Source organism: Candidatus Avelusimicrobium aviculae (assembly GCF_949292495.1).
In the GTDB taxonomy this organism is placed as follows: Bacteria; Elusimicrobiota; Elusimicrobia; order Elusimicrobiales; family Elusimicrobiaceae; genus Avelusimicrobium; species Avelusimicrobium aviculae.
This window is the reverse complement of sequence record NZ_CASEZB010000004.1, coordinates 1-20,669: the sequence shown is the minus strand read 5'-3', so window position 1 is coordinate 20,669 and position 20,669 is coordinate 1. Positions and strand designations below refer to the sequence as shown.

Sequence of the window (20,669 nt, the reverse complement as noted above, 5' to 3'; positions counted from 1 at the left end):
TGTGGTATCGGCAGTGATAAACGCAGTGACTTAATTTGGTAAGTTCCATATTGAGATGGTACTAAATATGAAGATTTGGGGATACACACTCCATCCCTCGGGCTTACGCCCGGGGTTTATTGTGAGCAGTAGTTATAAAATAAGCGTTTCATTGCTGAAACGCTTATTTGCATATTTCACAACAAAACGTTATTTTTCCGCCAGTTTGGAAAAATTACTATACGTTACAAATTTTTCCTCATAGGCCACAAAAGCTTCCTGCAAAATTTTGATGGCGGTTTTCTTGTCAAATATTTTTTCCACCACCACCGTTTTGTTTTCCAACTTTTTGTAGTCCTCAAAAAAGCTCATGGTTTCAGATATTAAATGCTCGGGCAGCTGTTCCACGTCCGTATAGTGGCTTACGTTCGGGTCGCCCTGCGCCACGCCGATAATTTTATCGTCCGCCTCGCCGTTATCCAACATGCGCATTACGCCAATAATACGCGCCGGCACAATACACATGGGCACTACTTCCGCCTGGGAGAGAATTAAAATATCCAGCGGGTCTTTATCTTCACCCAACGTGCGGGGGATAAAGCCATAGTTGGCCGGATAATAGACGGAAGAATAGAGCACTCTGTCCAAGCGTAAAAGGCCGCTGGCTTTGTCCAGCTCGTACTTGGCGCGGGTGCCTTTGGGAATTTCGATAATGCCGTTTACAACATAAGGCAGGGAGCCTTTGTCGCCCGGCGATACATGGTGCCACGGGTTAAAATTTGCAAACATTTTTTCCTCTTTTTTCTATAAGATATTACGATTATAGCAATTCTAGCCGAAACTTTCAGTTTAAAGCGGCCGCGGCCTAACCCAAATATCGTGTCTGCACGGCTCAATTTATTTGATAAAATCTAGTACGTCTTACCAAGGAGAAAACATATGGAACAAGAATTTATTAATTTTAACAAAGTGGGCATTATCGGCTGTGGTTTTGTGGGAGCGGCCTCCGCTTTTAGCCTCATGCAAAGCGGACTGTTTACGGAAATGGTGCTTATTGACAGCGACCAAGCCCGCGCCGAAGGCGAAGCCTTAGACATCAGCCACGGCGTGCCCTTTGCCAAACCCATGAAAATCTACGCCGGGGATTACGATAACATCAAAGACGCGGGGCTTCTTATCATCACCGCCGGGGCCAACCAAAAACCGGGGGAAACCCGCCTGGACTTAGTAAAAAAGAATATATCCATTTTTAAATCCATTATCCCGGAAATCACCAAACGCGATTTTAAAGGCATTTTGCTTATTGTGGCCAACCCGGTGGATATTTTAACGTCCGTAGCCATTAAATTAAGCGGCTACGCGCCAAACCGGGTGTTTGGTTCCGGCACGGTGCTGGACACGGCCCGCCTGAAATACAATTTAGGCCAGCATTTAGACGTAGACAGCCGCAGCGTACACGCTTTTATCATCGGCGAACACGGCGACAGCGAAATAGCCGCCTGGAGCTGCGCCAACGTATCCGGCATTAAGTTAGACAAATTCTGTGAAATGCGCGGGCATTTTAACCATCAGGAAGCCACAAAGCGTATTGCCGAAGAGGTAAAAAACAGCGCCTATGAAATTATTTCCCGCAAGAAAGCCACCTATTACGGGATTGCCATGTCCGTCAAACGCATTTGCGAGGCAATCGTGCGCAATGAAAAATCCATTTTACCCATTTCTTCTTTAATGAATGGGGAATACGGCATCAGCGGAGTGGCGTTAAGCATGCCCGCCATTGTAAACCGCCAAGGGGTGGAAACGCACGTCCCCTTGCAATTAAACGAAGAGGAAGTGGCCGCACTTAAAAAATCGGCCGATACGCTAAAGAAAATTTTAGAGGAAAACGAAATCTAATTTTCTTTTTGTCCTTTTTGCTTCCGCCCGCCTTTTTCAAAAAAGGCGGGTGTTTTTAAACAAATTCTTCAGGCACAAACATACTTCCAAACCGAATATAAATCTTAACGCCATAAACTACGCCTTTCCTCCGGTGAAATAAGCAAACAAAGGTTCCCTTCTTACCCATAAGGCCTACCCCAAAACAGGCCTTTTGACCCTTTCCCCGTTTCTGGGCGAATTTATAAAATACAAGATGATGAAAAATATTCTGACGGCATTTATATTTATATTTCTTTTAACGGCCCTTCCTGCGGCAGCGCAAAAACCCGTTAAACTGGGAGGGCGCATTGTAAAAAAAGCGCAGGCTAATTCTACTCAAAAAACAAAATCCGCCCGCGCGGCGCTAACGTCTACGCCAGACAAAAACACTGCCGCGGCAATAAAACAAGCGACACGAAAAATAAAAGAAAAAACGATTCCTTATCTTTCGCACAAAGACGGACATATTTTTATGGCCGTTGTAGAAGCGGACCCAGACATACGTTTTTCCGGCACGGTATTTGAAATAGAACATCATGGGAAAAAAGAAATTTACGGAGCCATCGCCACCCACATTATTCCTTCCAAGTCTAATAACGTGTTTGGCATTCCCCGTCATTTTAACGCCACGGTTTATTTGCCACAAAGCCAAACCAACGGTCATATTCCGCAAGACATACTTTCCTATTCCCTTATCCAAGAAGCAAACGACGTATATTTTAAAATGAACATCCCGGCGGAAATTGTGGCGGCGTTTCCAATAAGTACGTTTGATATGGCTTTAGTTAAATTTTCCGCCGAGGGGGAAAAGCTGCTTACCCCTTTTACTTTGGCGCAGCGCGTAAGTAAGAAAGAAATACTGCGCTCAGTAGGATATAACCACTGGCGGTTTTCTTTTATTCCCCAAAGGCATATTCTTAGAAAAACGCCTACCACCATTTATACTTCCATGCCGCTTCCCCACTTGGAACGCGTAGGCATGTGCGGCAGCGCCGTATTAACCCCCAAAAATGAACTGGCGGGTATTCATACCGGAAGCCGGATAGATTATTTCTTTTCAGATAACGGCCCCACCGTATCTTACGTTACCCCGGCCTCTTATTTGCGTTTTTTGGTAAAAGCGTATCATAACGGGGGAAAAGCCAACGTGCCTTTTTATTTGGCTCCGGGTCATTTTATGAAAATGGATATCAGCGAATACCCGATTTCTTTTCAGCTGTTAGGGAAAAAACACACGGTTTTATTTTCCGACCGAGTACACTTTCACTTTCCGCATACCCGCCTTAACCAGCTGCTCAAACAGTTTCCGCAAGCCCGTTTTTTGCGTGTGAGCACCCACCGGGTAACCTGGGCCAAAGACGCAAAAGCCCTGCTGATGACGCCGGACGACCAGCCCCCTTATAAAACTTATTTATATGATTTGCAGAAGAGAAAAGTAGTAAACGCGACGGGAACTAACCGCAGTAAATAAAATATTTACCCTTTCCGCCAAAAGGCCCAATTGGGTATAGGTCTTTTGCTTCTTGTTGGGGAGACGCTCTCTTATATAAAATAAAAACATGAAACCGTTCTTGGGTATTATTCTTTTTATTAGTTGCTGTTTTGGTTTTGCGAGGCAAAGCCATGCCCAGCCCAAAATAACCCCCAAAATGCTAAAACGCTATGCCGCTGCTCTAAAAACAGGGGGGACTGCCAGACGTTGCGCCATACCCCGCAACGCCAAGCTCGCAACTGCGCTTTCGAAAAAAGCGCGCCAACAGCGGCCAGCCACGCTAGAGGCGCAACAAGGCCGCTTATTCCAAGCCGTATTTCCCAAGGATGAACGCTTTAAATTTTCAGGCGTCGTATTTTATACCTATTACAACGGGAAAAAAGAAATTTACGGGGCCATGGTGTCGCACGCCGTTTCTTCCGCCAGTCTGTTTCCCGGAGTTCCGCGCCATTTTGAGGCCACTTTCTTTGTTTCAAAAAACCAAACTAAAAAAATTCCGGCGGAAATTGTAGTCTTTTCCCCGGTAAATATACTGGACTTGGTACTGGTAAAGTTTCCCGATGAAGCCGAAACGTTTTTAAATCCTTACCCTTTGGGAAAGCTAAACAATGAAAAAAAAGTGTTTTCCCTGGGATACAATGATAAGGGCTTTTTGCCCGTTTACAACCGCCGGGTGATACAAGATTTGCCCTATTCCATCCGCACTTCCATGCCCATTGCGGAGAGAAGCCTCCGCCAAGGGCTGTGCGGAAGCGCGGTTTTAAACAGTCAAAACCAGCTGGTTGGTATTCACACCGGTTCGGCCCTAACCGAAAACCCTAAAAACACGCAACCGCCTTGTTCCTTTGCTACTCCGGCCCATTTTTTAAATTTGTTGGTGGAATCCTATCACAACGGGGGGAAAGCCACTGTGCCTTTTTATATTGATAATGAACGCTTTATCAATTTAAATATGAATGAATACATTGTGTCCTACGCGCTGTTAAACGCTGTGGGAAAACCATTAAAAGCAAAAACAGTGCAATTGCATCTTTCCCGCACTGACTTAAAGAAACAACTGCAAGCTTTTCCCCATGCCAAGTTTTTATTAATCACTACCCATCCATTATCTTGGGACGAAAATAACCTCGCCTTGCCCCTAACCTCATTTTTTGATGAAACGCCCAAAACCACTTATTTATATAATTTGCGCACGGGCAAACAATATAAACTGCCCTCCTTTATCCACCCGCCCAGGCCCAGCCAACCCAATTGGTTTTAATCATTTAAAAAGCGTTTTCTTGGGATAATTTAAAATTGTTACAATATCCAAAAACAAGGATTTTGAATATGACTTATGATTTTGACACACCCGTAAACCGTGAAGGAACTTTTTCATTAAAGTGGGACGCATCCGGCCCGGATACGCTGCCCATGTGGGTGGCGGATATGGACTTTAAAACCGCCCCCGCCATTACCGAGGCGCTTATCAAACGCGCCGCCCACGGCATTTTTGGCTATACCAAAACGCCGCCGCAATACTACCAAGCCGTTACGGATTGGTTTCTGCGCCGCCACGCTTGGGCCGTGCAGCCCGGTTGGATACTTACGGCCCCGGGCGTAGTGCCCGCTTTGTGCGCTATTATACAGGCTTTAACCAACCCGGGAGATAAAATCATACTGCAAACCCCGGTATATAATTGCTTTTTTTCCAGCATTAATGACAATAAACGCCGCACCCTATACAATCCGCTCGTGTATAAAAACAACACCTACTATATGGATTTTGAAGACTTGGAACAAAAAGCCGCGCAGGAAAACGTAAAATTTTTATTGTTATGCAACCCGCATAATCCGGCCGGGCGCGTGTGGACCAAAGAAGAACTGATGAGAGCGGGGGAAATATGCCTAAAACACGGGGTAAAAATCATTGCCGATGAAATACACGGGGAAATCACTTCCCCCGGGCATACTTATATACCGTTTGCCTCCCTTTCGCCAAACTTGGCCCGCCAAACCATTACCTGCACTTCTCCCAGCAAGGCATTTAACATAGCCGGTTTACAGGCGGCAAATATCATTATATCCGACGAAACCTTGCGCCAAGAAACGGAACAGCGCCTAAAAGCCAATGAAATAGCTTCTTTGGGCGTATTTGGGGTGCAGGCCGCCATCGCCGCCTACACGCAGGGGGAAGATTGGCTAAATCAATTAAATGCCTACATTTACCAAAACTATTTATACTTAACCGAATTCTTTGAAAAAAATCTTCCCTTTTTGCCGGTTACCCGTTTAGAGGGTAGTTATTTGGTCTGGGTAAACGCCAAGGCGCTAGGGCTAACTTCCGCCCAGTTAAGCAACAAACTGCGCACGGAAGGCAAAGTATTTGTAAACCCCGGCCACTTATACGGGCCGGAAGGAAACGGATTTCTGCGCTTGAATATCGCCTGCCCGCGCGCGTTGTTGCAGGACGGGCTGGAACGTTTTAGCCGCGTGGTAAAAAACGTCCCTTTGCAAAACGCTTGACTTGGAGCCGGCTCCATAGCTTATACTTTTTATACAGACAGGAGGAAATTTATGAGATTAACCGCAAAAACCATTTTACTGGCCGCTTGCGTTTTGTTTATGGCGGGCTGCCAAGCGGCGCAAAAACCACTTACCCAGCCGCAACTGCTGGAACTGGCCAAAGGGCATGACCTGGTGGCCGTATTTCCGGACGGGCATATAGAAACCTATAACGGCCGCGGGCTGGGGCCTTTAATCACCCATTTGCAGAAAGGGGATTTAAAAAACGCCCAAATGTACGATAAAGTAACCGGGCGCGCCTCGGCCCTGCTGTTGGCCTATGGGGGGGCGAAAAGCCTGCATACGGGTATGCTGTCCCAAGAAGCTGTTCCCATATTGGGAAAATACCACATCACTTATACATACGATAAACAGGTTCCGTATATTTTAAACCGTTCCCAAACCGGCTCCTGCCCCATGGAAACGCTGGCCCGCGGCTTAGATGACGCCCAAACCGCTTATCCGGTACTTAAACAAGGGTTTGAAAACTTAATTTCCAGCGGCTATTCGGGACAATAACTTTACAGTAAAAACCCGGCATTAAGCCGGGTTTTTTATTGCGGGGAGTGGGATAAAATGGCAAAATATATAGGTTCTTATGTATCAGGCGGTTATTTCCCTATATAAAAAATTTACTCCCGCACAAAAACGCACCGCGCTTTTTTGCGGAGTCTTGCTGTTGGGAATGTTGTCCGCCCTAGTGCTAATGGGCATTAATTTGCTGCTGGCAAAGGCCTATTTCCCGCATGTTACTTTTTTGTTTGACCCCCGCTTTCACCTGAGCGATTTTTATGATGTGGCCTCTTTCACCAAGCTAGGACTGGATGTATATAACCAACCAGGACCCAATTATTTTCCATTTTTTATGGTTTTGCTTTTGCCGCTCAAATACGTAAACTGGCAGTTGGCTTTGTGGTGTATGGAAGCCTTGTTTGTGGGGTTTTACGCATTGCTTGCTTACCGCTTTATGCCGCCTATGCCTTTTAAACCCGTATGGGCCGGTATTTTTACGCTGTGCTCTTACCCCTTATGGTTCACGCTGGACCGGGGCAACGTGGAAATGCTGCTGTTTATTGTGTGCGGGCTGTTTATTTGGGCCTACCAAGAAGGCCGCTTAAAAACGGCAGGGCTTTTGTTGGCGTTAGCCATTAATATGAAACTTTACCCGGCGGTGTTTCTGGTTTTGTTTGCCGCGGATAAAAAACACAAAGAACTCTTTTATACTTTAACACTTACCGTATTGTTTTTTGCGGTAGGCTATTACTTAACTGGGGCGGGGGAACAATTACAAAACAATTTAGAAATGTTTGCTTTTTACCACCAACAGCGCCCGTTTGGACTGCAGTTTTCCCATTCCTTAATGAACTTAATGCGCGTGCCGGTATTTATCAGCCTGGATGGGGGGCTTCCGCAAACCTGGGGGCCTTTTACCTATTTTTCCGCTCAGGCGGCTTTTGGATATATGCTGTTTATGTTTGCTTTGTTTAGCGTAATTTGTTTGTATGTTGTTTTTATTAACAAAGCATTTTGGAAGGCGGTGCTTTTGCTCACACTGGCGGAAGTGGGGTTTCCGTTTGTGTCATCTGACTATACGCTGATACATCTTGTACTGCCGGCGCTTCTTTTTTTAAACGCCGGCGGAAAACAGCCTGCCCAAAACACGTTGTGCGTACTTTTGGCGCTGTTGTTTATACCTATCAACTGGTGGGCGCATACCTATTACATGAGCCACTACGCCATGATATTAAACGCGGGAAGCGTGCTCCGCCCGCTGGTTATTATACTGCTATTAGCGGTATTAATGCGCGATTTCAATTACGCCCGTTTAAAAGAGGGAATAAAAACTTATATCCGCCCCAAATAACAAAAGCCGGACTCTTCTTTGAAACGTTTCTCCAGGTCTTTTAAACAAAAAAACATTTCCGCCGTCCCTTAATCTTGCTATACTATAAGATGTGTTTTTAAAACACCTTATTACTTTATTCTTGTGTCCGCAAGTAAAAACAAGGAGTACGTATGACTGAAAGCCTTACCCAAATGGTCACCCTGTTAAATGACCGTTTTTTGGGATATATTCTTATGGCCGCGTTGGTTTTCTGCGGTTTATATTTCACCCTGGCTACCCGCTTTGTGCAGTTTACCCGCCCCAAAGAAATGTGGCGCCTGCTTACGGAAAAAGCCAGCTACTCTAAACAAAAAGGGCATATTTCTTCTTTTCAGGCGTTTGCCATCAGTACCGCTTCCCGCGTGGGAACGGGCAATATAGCCGGCATAGCCATTGCCATTACCGTAGGCGGCCCCGGGGCCGTATTTTGGATGTGGGTTATTGCCGTTATTGGGGCGGCTTCCGCCTTTGCGGAAAGCACCCTGGCCCAAGTATATAAAGTAAAAAAAGGCACTCACTTTATAGGAGGCCCCGCTTATTATATGAAAAACGCCTTGGGCAAGCCTTGGATGGGGTCCGCCTTTGCGGTAATTATCACGCTGACCTTTGCGTTTGTGTTTAACTCCGTACAGTCCAACACCATTGCCCAGTCTTTACAAACCTCTTTTCAAATTACCCCTGCCGCCACCGGCTTGGTGTTGGCCTTTTTAACCTGCGCCATTATCTTTGGCGGGCTTAGACGCATTGCCAAGTTTTCCGCGGTGATTGTGCCTGTTTTTGCCTTGGGCTATATTGCGGTAACCTTGATTGTGCTGGCTATGAACTGGGAAAAAATACCCTCCGTGTTGGAGCTTATTGTGTCGGACGCGTTTTCCTGGCGCAACGTGGCGGGGGGAACCTTGGGTGCCACCATTATGACGGGCGCGCGCCGCGGGCTGTTTTCCAACGAGGCCGGTATGGGTTCCGCCCCCAACGCCGCCGCTACGGCCAATATTGCCCACCCGGTGTGCCAAGGCTATGTACAGGCGCTTAGCGTATTTGTAGATACGCTGATTATCTGCAGCTGCACGGCGTTTATCGTGCTGCTGGCGGACTATCAGCACATGCCTTCCGAAGGCATTGCGCTTACCCAGGCGGCTTTGTCCCAAAACTTGGGGCCGATGTTTGGAAACTGGTTCATTTCCATAAGCGTACTTCTGTTCGCTTTTACTTCTATTATAGGCAACTATTATTATGGGCAGGCAAACGTGCAGTTTTTAACCAACAGCCGTTCGTTTATGGTTATTTTCCGTACCCTGGTGGCTTGTATGGTGTATTTAGGGGCCGTACTGCAAATGAAACTGGTGTGGAACATGGCGGACTTGTTTATGACCCTGATGGCCCTTTTAAACATTACGGCCATTTTACTGCTTAGAAAACAGGTGCTTGCCGTGCTGGCCGACTACCGCAGCCAACGGGCGGAAGGGGTAAAAAACCCCGCTTTTAACCCCCGCAATATTCCCGGCCTTTCCAATGCGCAGGCATGGGAAGAAACCAAATAATCTCACCCCCGGCAAGCCGGGGGTTTTTATAGGCCCAAAAGCATCTTTAACGGGCGGTAAAAAAATAGTATCATATATACAGAAGTAAAAAATCCATGGAGGATGTAACGTATGATTAAAGTAGGTATTAACGGTTTTGGCCGCATCGGTCGTTTCGTATTCCGCGCGGCTCAAGAACGCAAAGACATTGAAATTGTAGGTATTAACGATTTGTGCCCGGTTGATTATTTGGCTTATATGCTCAAATATGACACCATGCACGGCAAATTCAACGGCACCGTAGAAGCGGACGTTGAAAAAAGCGAACTGATTGTAAACGGCAAAAGAATCCGCGTAACCGCCTGCAAAAACCCCGAAGAATTGGCTTGGGATAAAGTAGGCGCCGAATACGTGGTAGAATCCACCGGTTTGTTCCTTACCCAGGAAAAAGCGCAAGCCCACATTAAAGCCGGCGCTAAATACGTCGTTATGTCCGCCCCGTCCAAAGACGCTACCCCGATGTTCGTGGTAGGCGTGAACGAAAAATCTTACGTAAAAGGCACCCAGTTTGTATCTAACGCTTCCTGCACCACCAACTGCTTGGCTCCTATCGCCAAAGTGTTGAACGACAAATGGGGCATTAAAGACGGTTTGATGACCACCGTACACTCCACCACCGCCACCCAGAAAACGGTTGACGGTCCTTCTATGAAAGACTGGAGAGGCGGCCGCGCCGCTTCCGGCAATATTATTCCTTCTTCCACCGGCGCCGCCAAAGCCGTGGGCAAGGTAATCCCTGAACTCAACGGGAAATTGACCGGTATGTCTATGCGCGTACCCACCTTGGACGTATCCGTGGTAGACTTGACCGTCAACTTGGCCAAACCGGCTAAATATGAAGAAATCTGCGCTGCCATGAAAGAAGCCGCCAACGGCGAACTGAAAGGCATTTTGGGCTATACCGATGAAGCCGTTGTATCTTCTGACTTCCTCGGCTGCCCGTTGACTTCTATCTTTGACGCCAAAGCCGGTATCGCTTTGACGGATACGTTTGTGAAAGTCGTGTCTTGGTACGATAACGAAATCGGCTACTCCAACAAAGTGCTGGATTTAATCGCCCACATGGCTTCCGTAAACAAATAAGCATTTAGCTTACTTAAAAGCGGGTCCGCAAGGGCCCGCTTTTTTATTGCTTATGTTTACGGGAGCACGTAAAAAAGAGATATCCTCTTCTTAACTTTCGTATCCTTTCGCCCCGCAAAGGCTTTATAAACACAGAAAAACAACAAACCGCATTTTTTATTGCATTTCCCGCCAGTTAAAGATGTATAATAAAAGATAGTTTTTACGATAGAGAGGCGTATTATGAAAAAGATTTTTTACATCAGCGTGCTTTTTTTGTTTGCAACCCCTGCAAGCGTATTTGCCGCCCAAGAACGCTTTGTACGCGTAAAGGCGGATGCAGAGGTAATGGCCCCGCCGGACCGCGTAACCATTACCGTAGGCCTTCAGCATAAAACGGACAATTTAAAAGAAGGGGCAAAAGTTTTACAGCAAAATATAGCCAAAGCGCTTGCATACTGCCGCGCCCAGCATATAAAGGATAAAAACATACAAACCCAAAATGTAAGCATTAATCCTTCTTACTACGCGGCTGACGGCAAACGCACGGATAAACCCTCCTATACATTAGCACAGTCTTTCAGTGTTACGTTGGAAGATTTATCCCAATATGAAACCGTCCTTTACGGCTTGTTGGACAATGGCATAAACCAAGTGCAGGACGTACGGTTTTATTCTTCCAAATTAAAAGATTTTAGAAACGAAGCCCGCACGTTAGCCATGCAAAACGCGCAGCAGAAAGCGCAATTGTTAGCCAAAGAAGCCCATGCAAAGCTGGGTAAAGTGATGACTATTACGGAAGAACAAACCGCCGGGTTTTACGGCGCGTCCAACATCAGCCAAAATTCTTATATTAATACCGCTTCCGGTATACCCGCGGCGGGGGTAATCCCCGTGCGCGCGGAAATAACCGTTCAATACGCGTTAAATTAAAGAGGAAAACTATGTTAAAAAAATATGTATTTATATTGTGTCTTGCCGCTTTAGCCGGCTGCGCGGCCAACAGCGCCATTACCGGCCAATGGGTACAGCCCATACCAGGTATGGAACAGCAAATGCAAGGCTTTAAGCTGAAAAAAGGGGGAGAGGCCTCCTCCATTAATATGGCTACCTTGCTGTATGAAAAATGGGAAAAACAAGGCAACACCTTAACTTTACACGGCAAGAGCGTAGGAAACGGCCAAACGCTTCCTTTCACGGAAAGTTATACTATTCAGCAATTAGACGGACATACTTTAAAACTTCTTTCCAACTATGGCAGTGTGTTTACTTATACACGCCCTAAATAAAAAATAAACTCCGCCAGTATTTGAAACCCGGGCGCAAAAGCCCGGGTTTTTATAGGCCAAAAGGCCCCCGTGTATATAGGTCCTATGACCCTTGTTAAGAAAGTACAGAATTCATAAATTAAAATTAATATTAATTAAAGGCGATAAAGGATATGAGAAAAATGAGTATAAAAAAATGTTTGTTTAGCCTGATAGCCGTAAGTATGGCAGCCAGCGGTTTTTGCGAAAACGTGGAAGCCCTGGATTCTTTTCCCGTGGGGCGCGCTATTAGCAACCAAGTGGAAGTTTACCGCGCCGCCATGGCCGTTATGGAAGGCTACAACAACCATGTACGCCAACTAAAAAATAAAAACAAAAATTTGGAAATCACCCAATCTTTTGCCGCCATTACCTCAGCAGGAGTATTGGACATTCCTTTCCGTTTCCCGGCCAATAAACACGAAAAAAACATGCGGGCCCATTTGTTAAAAATATCCGGCTATTTGGTAAAAAACCAGCAGTCCTTTAGTAAGGTTCGTCCGGATGCGGCTTTTTGCGTATTACAAAACGCGTTGTATTTGTATCCGTCCGTTAAATTTCAAAGATTGGAATTAGATAAATCCCGCCGGGACACAATACTCAACCGCTCTTTGCGCATGTGCCCGGGCAAAATGAAAAAGATTCGTTAACTGTTTGCTTTTACGATGAAATAATTCCCCGGGCAAACGATTTACCCGGGGATATTTTTAATAAAATCTATTTTTTATTTAAAAAAACACTATACTATAAAAGATATGAAAACATTATTACTTATTATAACCACTATCCTTATCTTACCGCAGGCGTTGCCGGCACAAGGCCTCAGCCGGGCGGCAAAAAGCGTGGGAAAAGCGCTGGAAAAAGAAGCGGTTGCCTCCTCTTCCAGTGCGGTGGCGGCTGCGGGTGCAGCGGCGCTTTCCTCCAAAAAAGTAGGAAACACGCTTTCCACACAAAGCCAAAAAAGCCTGGAAACGGCCCAAGAAAAACAAGCCCATGAAGACGCTATATTGCGCGGTCAATTATTGGGAGGGGAGGCCTTTCCTTCTTCTTTGGCATGGAAAAACGCCAAGAACAAAAAACTTTTGCAAAAACCCAATTTGCAATGGGCCCCGGCCAAACGCTTAAGCAAGGAAGAGCGCCGGATAAATATTCCATTATCTACAGCACTGTTGCTGAAGTATAAAGAACCTATTATAAAATCTTATGCTTTAACAGACAGCTATTTGGAAGGCTACTATCTGCGCCGTATCTATCCGTATTTGTCTAAACCCTCATTTCTCGCAGAGAAAAACGGTCATATGTACCGCGGGGTGTTTATGACGGTGGATGAATTGGCTTCCACCCTTCAAAACGGTTTTTTAACCTCTATGAATACCTGGAATGTAGGCGCCAAAAATAAAGGGGATCAGTTTGTCAGTTTCTCTAGTTCTACCGGGGAAGCCTTGTCCTACGTATTCCAAGGAGGGGGAAACCGCGAACATCCAAATGGCATTGGCGTTGTGTTTGAAGTGGATTCAGATATAAAAGGCTTGGAATATTGGGAAGACGAAGTGCATAATTCCACCCATACCATTTACCATTGTTATGAAAACGTCCCTCCGGAGAAAATACGCAACGTGTATATTTACGGGCAATACGGGCTGGAGAGCTTGCCAGAAATTATCATAAAAGCCCGCCGCAACGCTTTGCCCAACCGGGAAAGATGGATACATGACTTTGATAGTCGTTTCCTGCGCTAAATACACATAAAAACGGCCCTGTAAAGGGCCGTTTTTATTGAAAAAAAACCGCCATACAGGCGGTTTTTTATTTAAAGAGAAATATCCGGCTCCCCACCCTGCGGCTTTACAAAAATGTGGCTAAAAGAAAGCGCCACCCCTATATATACGTTCTGCCCGCGGGGAGCAATATACTTGCCCTGTGCGGTATAAAAATTAATAAAAGGCGCTATGGACAGGTTATCATACAGTTGCACTTCTAAACGGGCGTCCAGCTCCAGTTCATAATCCAAGTCCGTATTTCGGGCATGGGATTCGTGCAGATAGTCCCTCCATACCGCACTAAATTTAGCCAAAACGCCTTCCCGCAGCGGGGCTTGCAGCTTTAAGGCGGCCTCCCAAGCCAGCTTTTCGGAAGAGGGGTCATACGTATGGTCCGCCTCGCCCACAGCGGCTACATAAAAATCTTTTATATAATCCCCGTCAAAAATTTTAACCCCCAGCATGCCCCGGTACACCCGGTAACGGGGGGCATTGTCCAAGCGGGTAAATTCGGTTTCATAACCTATATTGGCAAACGGGCCGGCTTCAAAACCGCCAAGCACGCTGTCCACACGCCACAAGCGCTGGGTATAACCGGTGGTAAAGGCTATCTTATCGGCGTTTTCGTTTGTTAAGGTTTCGCCTTCAACGGGGCGGATGCGTGTTTTTCCATAGTTTAGCTCTAAAGCATTGCTCCAAAGCCAATTATTAAAATAATAATTGCCTAAGGCGTGCAGCTCCCCGCTGATCGCGGTTTGGGAATCCGCAGTCAGGCGCGCGTCTGAAAAATCTTGATATTCTTTTGCATAGTTTACTTGCGTGGAAGTAAAGTTAAAAGCAAGCCGGTCCAACTCCACCTGCCAGCCGGTGGCGTTTTGCGCAAACAATATTCCAGGCGTCATAAGAAAAGCCGTTAAAATAAGGGGGAAAAACCTCATGAGGCCACTCCCTGTTCCAACTTAAAGCGCAAACGCAGGCGGCCGGGTTGCCAGTCCCAGGTGGTAATTTTAAAACGTCCTATTTGGGAGGTATTTTCTACGTGTTTGCCAATACAGGGGCAGGCATCATACTCGCCCACAAAGACTACGCGCAGCATATCCCCGGTATCAGGGGGCAGTTTGGACGTATCACTGATTTTAGCCGCTTCTTCCCGCGTCATCATGCGGCAGGTAACCGGTAAATTTTGCGAAATAATTTGGTTAACCTTTTGCTCTATTTCAGCAATTTGATCTTGTGAGGGGGAGGCGTTCAGCTCATAATCACATTTAGATTTTGTTTTTTCTATATGCGCGTTGCGGCTGCGCGGGCAGCCAAACATGCGCACCATGGTTTGGTTTAAAATATGTTCCGCGGTGTGCATGGGCTCAAAATAATCTTTCTTAGGTTGAAAAGAGGGCGCTTCCGGCCCGGAGGTTAAGGTATTCATATATATATATTTTAGCCTATTTGGAGTATTGAATACACTCCAATATACGCCCGGCGTGACAACAAGCCCCTAAAAATAATAAAATATATATGAAAGGAAAGACTACTCTCTTATCCTCTCCTCAAAAAGTTTGATATTACAAGGAAGAAACTATTATTATGCCAAAAAACACTGATTTTTGCAAAATTGTCGCGACCATCGGCCCCGACACGAGCAATGAAAAAGCTATTGAATCTTTAGTAAAAGCGGGGGTGTCCGTTTTCCGCTGCAACTGCAGCCACGGCTCCTTGCCGGAATACCAAGAAAGAGTCACCAACATCCGCAAAATGGAGAAAAAATATAACTGCACCTTGGGTATTTTGTTTGACTTGCAGGGCCCCAAATTGCGCATTGGCACTTTTAAAGATTACCGCATTAAACTGGCCGAGGGGGATAAATTCCGCCTGGATATGAACCCGGAACCCGGGGACCAAACCCGCGTTTGCCTGCCCCATAAAGAAATTTTCGCCGCTATGAAACCCGGGCTGGAACTGCTGCTTAACGACGGCGTCGTCCGCCTGCGCATAGACTCCTGCACCGCCGACACGGCCGACTGCACCGTCATCGCCGGGGGGGAACTTTCCAATAAAAAAGGCGTGAACGTACCGGGCGTAAAATTGCCGCTTTCCGCCTTAACCGCCAAAGACAAAGAAGACCTGAAAATCGCCGAAATGTTGGGGGCTGATTTTATTGGTCTTTCCTTTGTACAGGAACCGGAAGACATTATTGAATTACGCAGCTTAATGAAATCCAAAGCGCACATCATCGCCAAAATTGAAAAACCTTCCGCCATTGAACACTTGCGCGAAATTATTGATTTGACCGACGTTATCATGGTGGCCCGCGGGGACTTGGGCGTAGAAACCAGCCCGGAACTGGTACCCGTATTGCAGAAAAAGATTGTTTCCGGCTGCCGCAAAGCGGGCAAACCGGTTATCGTAGCCACACAGATGTTGGAATCCATGGTACACAACATTATGCCTACCCGCGCCGAAGCGTCTGACGTAGCCACCGCCGTATACGACGGGGTAGACGCCGTTATGCTCTCTGCCGAAACCGCCCAAGGCGACCACCCGGTAGAAGCCGTAACCACCATGCGCCGCATTATTGAAACCGTAGAAAACGACCACCGCTACCGCAAAGGCCTCTCTTTATTGGAACGCCGCAACGAAACCACCAAAGAAGGCGCCATCACCGTAGCGGCCGGCGTAGTAGCCACCAATATGGATACGGCAAACGTTATTGTAACGTTTACGGATTCCGGCTATACCACCTTGCGCGCTTCCCAGCAAAGAAACGGCGGTTTGCCGATTCTTTCCTTAACCCCGAACCTTACCACCGCCCGCCAAATGACGGTTGTGTGGGGGGTAACGCCTATTGTGGTGGAAAACCTCCGCAATTTTGACGATATCGCCACTGAAGCTAAAAAAGCCGTGCTGGACCAAAAACTGGCCCATCCCGGTGACAACATTGTGGTAACGGCTGGTATTCCTTTTGCGCAAAAAGGCACCACCAACTTGCTCTATGTAGTAGCTATCTAATCCATTGAGGAACCTAAACCCCCGGGTATACGCCCGGGGGTTTTTTATTGCATTCTGGAACCCCCCGGTGCCTAGGGTGGATTTATTGCTTTCTTTTTAGGCTTCTAATCCGTTTAAATGGATTTAAGCAGGCCCCTCGTACCTTTCCCTACGCCAAACGAAAAATAATACCACTTGCCTTGCCCCGCCCGTTATGCCCCAAAACCCGGGCGTTGGGCTAAAACGCACTCTAGGCTTGTACCGCATGCAAAAAACCTCAGAAAACCCCGTTTTGACGAGTTTAAAGTCATTTATATACCGGGTATTTAGTAAAAAAGGGGGGGGAATACCGCGTGTTTTATACCCCGCCCTACGAGGTTGTGTAAGGTTAATTTTGGTTTTATACCTCCGCTTTTTAGGCTCCGCCAAGGTGAAATAACAAGTAAAAACTGCGTTTTTACTGCGGCCGGGTGAGGCTGGCGCTCCACCCCGTACACAACTTATTGTTTTTGAGGAAAGAAAAACCCCGCGTCATTGTTGATGACGCGGGGTTTAAATGCAGTCTGCAAAATTACTTAGTGTACGACGCGATTACATTTTGCAATTTTTTAATGTCGTCCTCAGAAGAAGCCGGATTGGCGGCTTTTAAATTCATGGATTGCAGCTCCTTGGCTACCTCAGACAGACGGTCAAACTGGACCTTAGCGCGCGGCTTATCATCAGCGTTGGCGTCAAAGTAAGCGTTTAATACGCGGTAAGCCCGTTCATAGTATTCAGTCAGCAACACATAGGTGGCTGCGTCCGCGCGCCCGTTTTGTACCTGGTAGGCAAGCTGTTCTATTTCGTTTACCAACACAGAACCCAGTTCATATAACTCATGGTTCTTAGGCATGGAATAGGTGCCTTCCGGTATATAGCGGGTTTGCGTTTTGGGCGTTACGCCGTCCGCTTCAAAGAACATTCTGCCAAAGGAATTGATATTTTCTTTCAGCTGGACGGACAAGTCATTATGTTTAATCATTTCCACCAGCGGCACCGCAATTTTGGTGCGCAGCTTGTTCACGGAAGAGGAAACTTCCGCTTCGCCCAAAATCTCACTCAAGGCGTGTAAGCGGTTGTTTAATACCACCATGGAGTTAAACAATCCCGTTACTTTCTGTTCAGAGCTGGCCCCATAAGCAATAATCTTGGAAGCGATATCATCTATTTCCTTATCCACCGCGTTCCAACGCATTTTGGCGTTTTTCTTATTAATACCAAACGTAGAAGCTTTTATTTTACCCGCGGCAATAGCTTCCGGGCTGATAGACAGCGGTTTCACCAGCTTCTTAGCGTCCAAGATTAAGTGGCGGTTCGTCCAACCCAGCCACGCGGCTACCGCGGCGGCATAAGCCAACACCATACGGCTAAAAGCGATGGAGTGTGATTCTCCCTGCGTGCCTACCAAATTTGTAACGGTATCCAAAATATCACCTTGCCAAGCGGTGCCTAACATGGAAGCCATATCCTGCATGAGGAACACGCCCAGCACCGTTACGCCGATACCAATTAACCCGCAGCCGTTCATATAGGAATACAACGCGGCGCCTTTGCTGCTGGCGAATTTTTCGCGTACTTCTAAAATTTTCTTTTCATGTTCTTTTTGTTCCGCCGTTAAGTCTGTGCGGGCCTGCAGATCTAATTTTTCTTGCTTAAAGATAGAAGAAATAAAGTTCTGCATGCGGGCCGCGTCCAGCTGGCCGGGAACAGCGGTGGCCGCGTACAAAACCAAAATAGTAGCCAAAGAGAGCAATGCCCCCGGCCCGTCAGAAGGTAATCCCACCAACGCGGCGGTGGCAATAGGCAGCAACAACAAGGAGGCGCCTGTTAATTGGTCATCGGTCGCTTTATTGGTTTTGACCCATTTGGTAGCCAAACCGCGCACTTTGGTGGTGGTGAACAAGCACAACGCCGTTAAGAACATACCCAACGCTTTACCAGCGTCCGCCGCATTTAAATCCAAGAACGGCATATAATTTTGCATAAACGTGGTAAAGGAAGGCCATTCCATTACAACCTTTTTACCAACTTCAGTCAATGCCTGGCCCAATACAAGCAAGCTGGCAGCATAACTGGCGTATACCTTGCTTACGCGGCCGGCAATTTCTTTTACTTCAGGCATTTTTCTAAAAGTCTGTTTATACCATTTTTGGTTTTCTTTTTGCAGCTGCGCCATAAAAGCCGCTTCTTTTTTGGCGGCTTCCGCTTCCGCCTCGCGTTGGGCTTGCGTCTTATTGGCTTCCTCAGCCTCTTTCTGCTGCGCAGCCTTGCGGCGGTTCTTAAACGCCTGCAAATCTTGTTCAAACACAGGGGTATTAAAGTACAACATAGAAGCTATGGTCAATAACACAATAGCCGCAGGAACCACTATGGACCAGTTCAGCGTTTCCCCATGGAATTTAAGTCCGGATACAAAAGCACCGAAAGTAAGCAACGCAATAAACAAGCGGGAATAGTTCTTGTTATTGGCGAAGTTTAAATGGGCACCCGTACGGGCAACAGGGTCTTTATAAAAGTTAAGTAAGGTTTGGGTGCTGGTATTAAGCAAGCTGCCGCCCAATACCATGGTGGTGGTAGGAATACCCAAGGCCACATAATCCCACCAAGTAGCGTCTTTAGGGAACACAAAGGAGCCATCCATCCCTAACCCAAAGAAAGAATACAACAACGCTACCAACGCCAAACCATATACGCCTAAAATGGTGGCGCTGTGTCCAATGCGGGACATAAAGCCCATCAGTCTGCCCGCGAAGAACGGAGTGGTATACCCAATACCGCCAAACGTGTTAACCAACCAAGACCAAGCCCCCGACAAAGATTTCACGGTATCTTTGAACGGGCCGGTTAAGGTTTGCCCGGCGTCGTTCCCCACAAACAAAGCGTGGAACGTAAGGAATTGTTTTAAAGAATTGGGCTTATTGAGTTCCAGCTCTATGTTTAACTTACCTTTTTGGGTTTCCAACAAATTGGCAAGAGTTAATAAGTCTGTTGTGCTGTAAGGAGTATCCACCGCCACACGCCCCGATTTGCGCTGGCGCACACGGCCCCATTTACCGTATTTTTTCCAGGGTTGGGAATAGCGCAGCGAATATTTATTGCCTTCCACCAGCGCTAAATTCCCACGAGGCATGGCATATTTCCATTTTCCTTCTTCATCCAACAACAGCACATAGCCTTCCGGAATGGAAAAACCAATATTGGAACTTAAGCCCACCATGGATAACAATCTGTTATATATTCCCGGCATGGTTTTGTAAGAAAGGATGCCTACCGGGCCGTCGCTAATGCTTCCGTCAGTATAACGGTAATAGAAAGGAATATTGTTTTTATAGAAGTTTTCCTGCTCTTTGCTAAACGGATTCCACCACTGCACTTTGCGCGATTGTGCTTGGTAAGCATTGTCACGCGCGAAAGAAGGAATACGCCAAGTTTTCTGTATTAAATCCAAATCCAACTTAGGCGCAGTGGGAACCATGCCGGAGTATTGCTCCGTCTGCAACGGCATAACTTGCGACTCTTGGGCATATACGGCTTCCACTTTGGCCTCCCAATCTGTGGTGGACATTAATGTCTTCAACCCGGCAGACAAAGGAGCCTGGGCCACACCGTCATCAATAGAGAGTAAAGCCTTTTCTAACGCCTGCAAATGATACAACGCCAATAAGCGTTTGCCTAACAGAGGCTTATTCCCAGTGGTTTCTTCTATCAATATGCGGGTTTCTTGCGGCAGTTTCTGAATAGAACTATATAAGAGGTTGCGCTCATACAACGCCAACAAAGCCTTCTCTTTCAAATCATCGGAAGCCGGGCTGCGCACAATAGAAACCAACGAAGAGGACATCGGACTTCTTTTTGCCAGTACGTTTTTGGCAATTTTATTGGCCGCGGAGGGGGACAATTCCATCCGTCCATTATCAGCCAATTTATCCCTAAGCCAGTTGGAAATGGCGTTTCTGTTAAGAAAAGCCAGCGGCTGCCAGGCGCGGTTTTGTTTTAAATCTATGGCAACGTTCGCCGCATTCCCCGCTTCCGCCGCACCCAATACCCGCGGCGTTATGCTGGCTGTCTTGCCCACAACCGCGGGCGTTTCCGACGCACGCAAGCCCATACTCGCCAGCG

At 46.8% G+C, this 20,669-nt stretch carries 17 protein-coding genes; 13 read left to right on the top strand and 4 right to left on the bottom strand.

Annotated features, from left to right (window positions below):
- Window positions 1–189 precede the first annotated feature (189 nt).
- Window positions 190–768 carry an inorganic diphosphatase gene (locus tag ACQY33_RS01165; RefSeq protein ID WP_428073324.1) on the bottom strand — a complete coding sequence of 193 codons (579 nt, stop codon included), beginning with the start codon at window positions 766–768 and terminating at the stop codon, window positions 190–192.
- A 150-nt stretch (window positions 769–918) separates the two neighbouring features.
- On the opposite strand from ACQY33_RS01165, the gene ACQY33_RS01160 reads away from it, so the two are divergent.
- From ACQY33_RS01160 to ACQY33_RS01105, 12 genes are all read left to right on the top strand, one after another.
- On the top strand, window positions 919–1,875 hold the full coding sequence (locus tag ACQY33_RS01160; RefSeq protein WP_428073323.1) for an L-lactate dehydrogenase: 957 nt from the start codon (window positions 919–921) through the stop codon (window positions 1,873–1,875).
- 235 nt (window positions 1,876–2,110) lie between these two features.
- The gene (locus ACQY33_RS01155; protein WP_428073322.1) at window positions 2,111–3,367 is read left to right on the top strand and encodes a hypothetical protein; all 1,257 of its coding nucleotides are present in this window, start codon (window positions 2,111–2,113) and stop codon (window positions 3,365–3,367) included.
- An 88-nt stretch (window positions 3,368–3,455) separates the two neighbouring features.
- Window positions 3,456–4,649, top strand: a complete 1,194-nt coding sequence (locus ACQY33_RS01150) for a hypothetical protein (RefSeq protein WP_428073321.1) — start codon at window positions 3,456–3,458, stop codon at window positions 4,647–4,649.
- 68 nt (window positions 4,650–4,717) lie between these two features.
- Window positions 4,718–5,893, top strand: coding sequence for a MalY/PatB family protein (locus ACQY33_RS01145; RefSeq protein ID WP_428073320.1), 1,176 nt, complete (start codon window positions 4,718–4,720; stop codon window positions 5,891–5,893).
- A gap of 51 nt (window positions 5,894–5,944) precedes the next feature.
- On the top strand, window positions 5,945–6,451 hold the full coding sequence (locus tag ACQY33_RS01140) for a DUF1893 domain-containing protein (RefSeq protein ID WP_428073319.1): 507 nt from the start codon (window positions 5,945–5,947) through the stop codon (window positions 6,449–6,451).
- Between the two features lie 79 nt (window positions 6,452–6,530).
- Window positions 6,531–7,796 (top strand): glycosyltransferase family 87 protein, encoded by a 1,266-nt coding sequence (locus tag ACQY33_RS01135; RefSeq protein ID WP_428073318.1) that lies wholly within the window; start codon window positions 6,531–6,533, stop codon window positions 7,794–7,796.
- A 152-nt stretch (window positions 7,797–7,948) separates the two neighbouring features.
- Window positions 7,949–9,358 (top strand): alanine/glycine:cation symporter family protein, encoded by a 1,410-nt coding sequence (locus ACQY33_RS01130; protein ID WP_428073317.1) that lies wholly within the window; start codon window positions 7,949–7,951, stop codon window positions 9,356–9,358.
- Window positions 9,359–9,469: 111 nt separating this feature from the next.
- Window positions 9,470–10,480, top strand: a complete 1,011-nt coding sequence (gene gap / locus ACQY33_RS01125) for a type I glyceraldehyde-3-phosphate dehydrogenase (protein WP_428073316.1) — start codon at window positions 9,470–9,472, stop codon at window positions 10,478–10,480.
- A gap of 222 nt (window positions 10,481–10,702) precedes the next feature.
- The gene (locus ACQY33_RS01120; protein WP_428073315.1) at window positions 10,703–11,392 is read left to right on the top strand and encodes an SIMPL domain-containing protein; all 690 of its coding nucleotides are present in this window, start codon (window positions 10,703–10,705) and stop codon (window positions 11,390–11,392) included.
- Window positions 11,393–11,403: 11 nt separating this feature from the next.
- Window positions 11,404–11,748 (top strand): lipocalin family protein, encoded by a 345-nt coding sequence (locus ACQY33_RS01115; RefSeq protein ID WP_428073314.1) that lies wholly within the window; start codon window positions 11,404–11,406, stop codon window positions 11,746–11,748.
- Window positions 11,749–11,909: 161 nt separating this feature from the next.
- On the top strand, window positions 11,910–12,416 hold the full coding sequence (locus ACQY33_RS01110; RefSeq protein WP_428073313.1) for a hypothetical protein: 507 nt from the start codon (window positions 11,910–11,912) through the stop codon (window positions 12,414–12,416).
- A 105-nt stretch (window positions 12,417–12,521) separates the two neighbouring features.
- Window positions 12,522–13,505 carry a hypothetical protein gene (locus ACQY33_RS01105; RefSeq protein ID WP_428073312.1) on the top strand — a complete coding sequence of 328 codons (984 nt, stop codon included), beginning with the start codon at window positions 12,522–12,524 and terminating at the stop codon, window positions 13,503–13,505.
- A 71-nt stretch (window positions 13,506–13,576) separates the two neighbouring features.
- On the opposite strand, the gene ACQY33_RS01100 is transcribed toward ACQY33_RS01105, so the two are convergent.
- On the bottom strand, window positions 13,577–14,464 hold the full coding sequence (locus ACQY33_RS01100; protein WP_428073311.1) for a hypothetical protein: 888 nt from the start codon (window positions 14,462–14,464) through the stop codon (window positions 13,577–13,579).
- Window positions 14,461–14,952, bottom strand: coding sequence for a hypothetical protein (locus tag ACQY33_RS01095; protein ID WP_428073310.1), 492 nt, complete (start codon window positions 14,950–14,952; stop codon window positions 14,461–14,463). Before ACQY33_RS01095 ends, ACQY33_RS01100 begins: the two co-directional genes overlap by 4 nt.
- 158 nt (window positions 14,953–15,110) lie before the next feature.
- Between ACQY33_RS01095 and pyk the strand changes: the two genes are divergently transcribed.
- A complete protein-coding gene (gene pyk, locus ACQY33_RS01090; RefSeq protein WP_428073309.1) occupies window positions 15,111–16,532 on the top strand; it encodes a pyruvate kinase in 1,422 nt (473 codons plus the stop codon).
- Window positions 16,533–17,082: 550 nt separating this feature from the next.
- Here the strand turns inward: pyk and ACQY33_RS01085 are convergent.
- The coding region (locus ACQY33_RS01085) for a hypothetical protein (protein WP_428073308.1) at window positions 17,083–20,669 on the bottom strand (3,587 nt) is incomplete at its 5' end.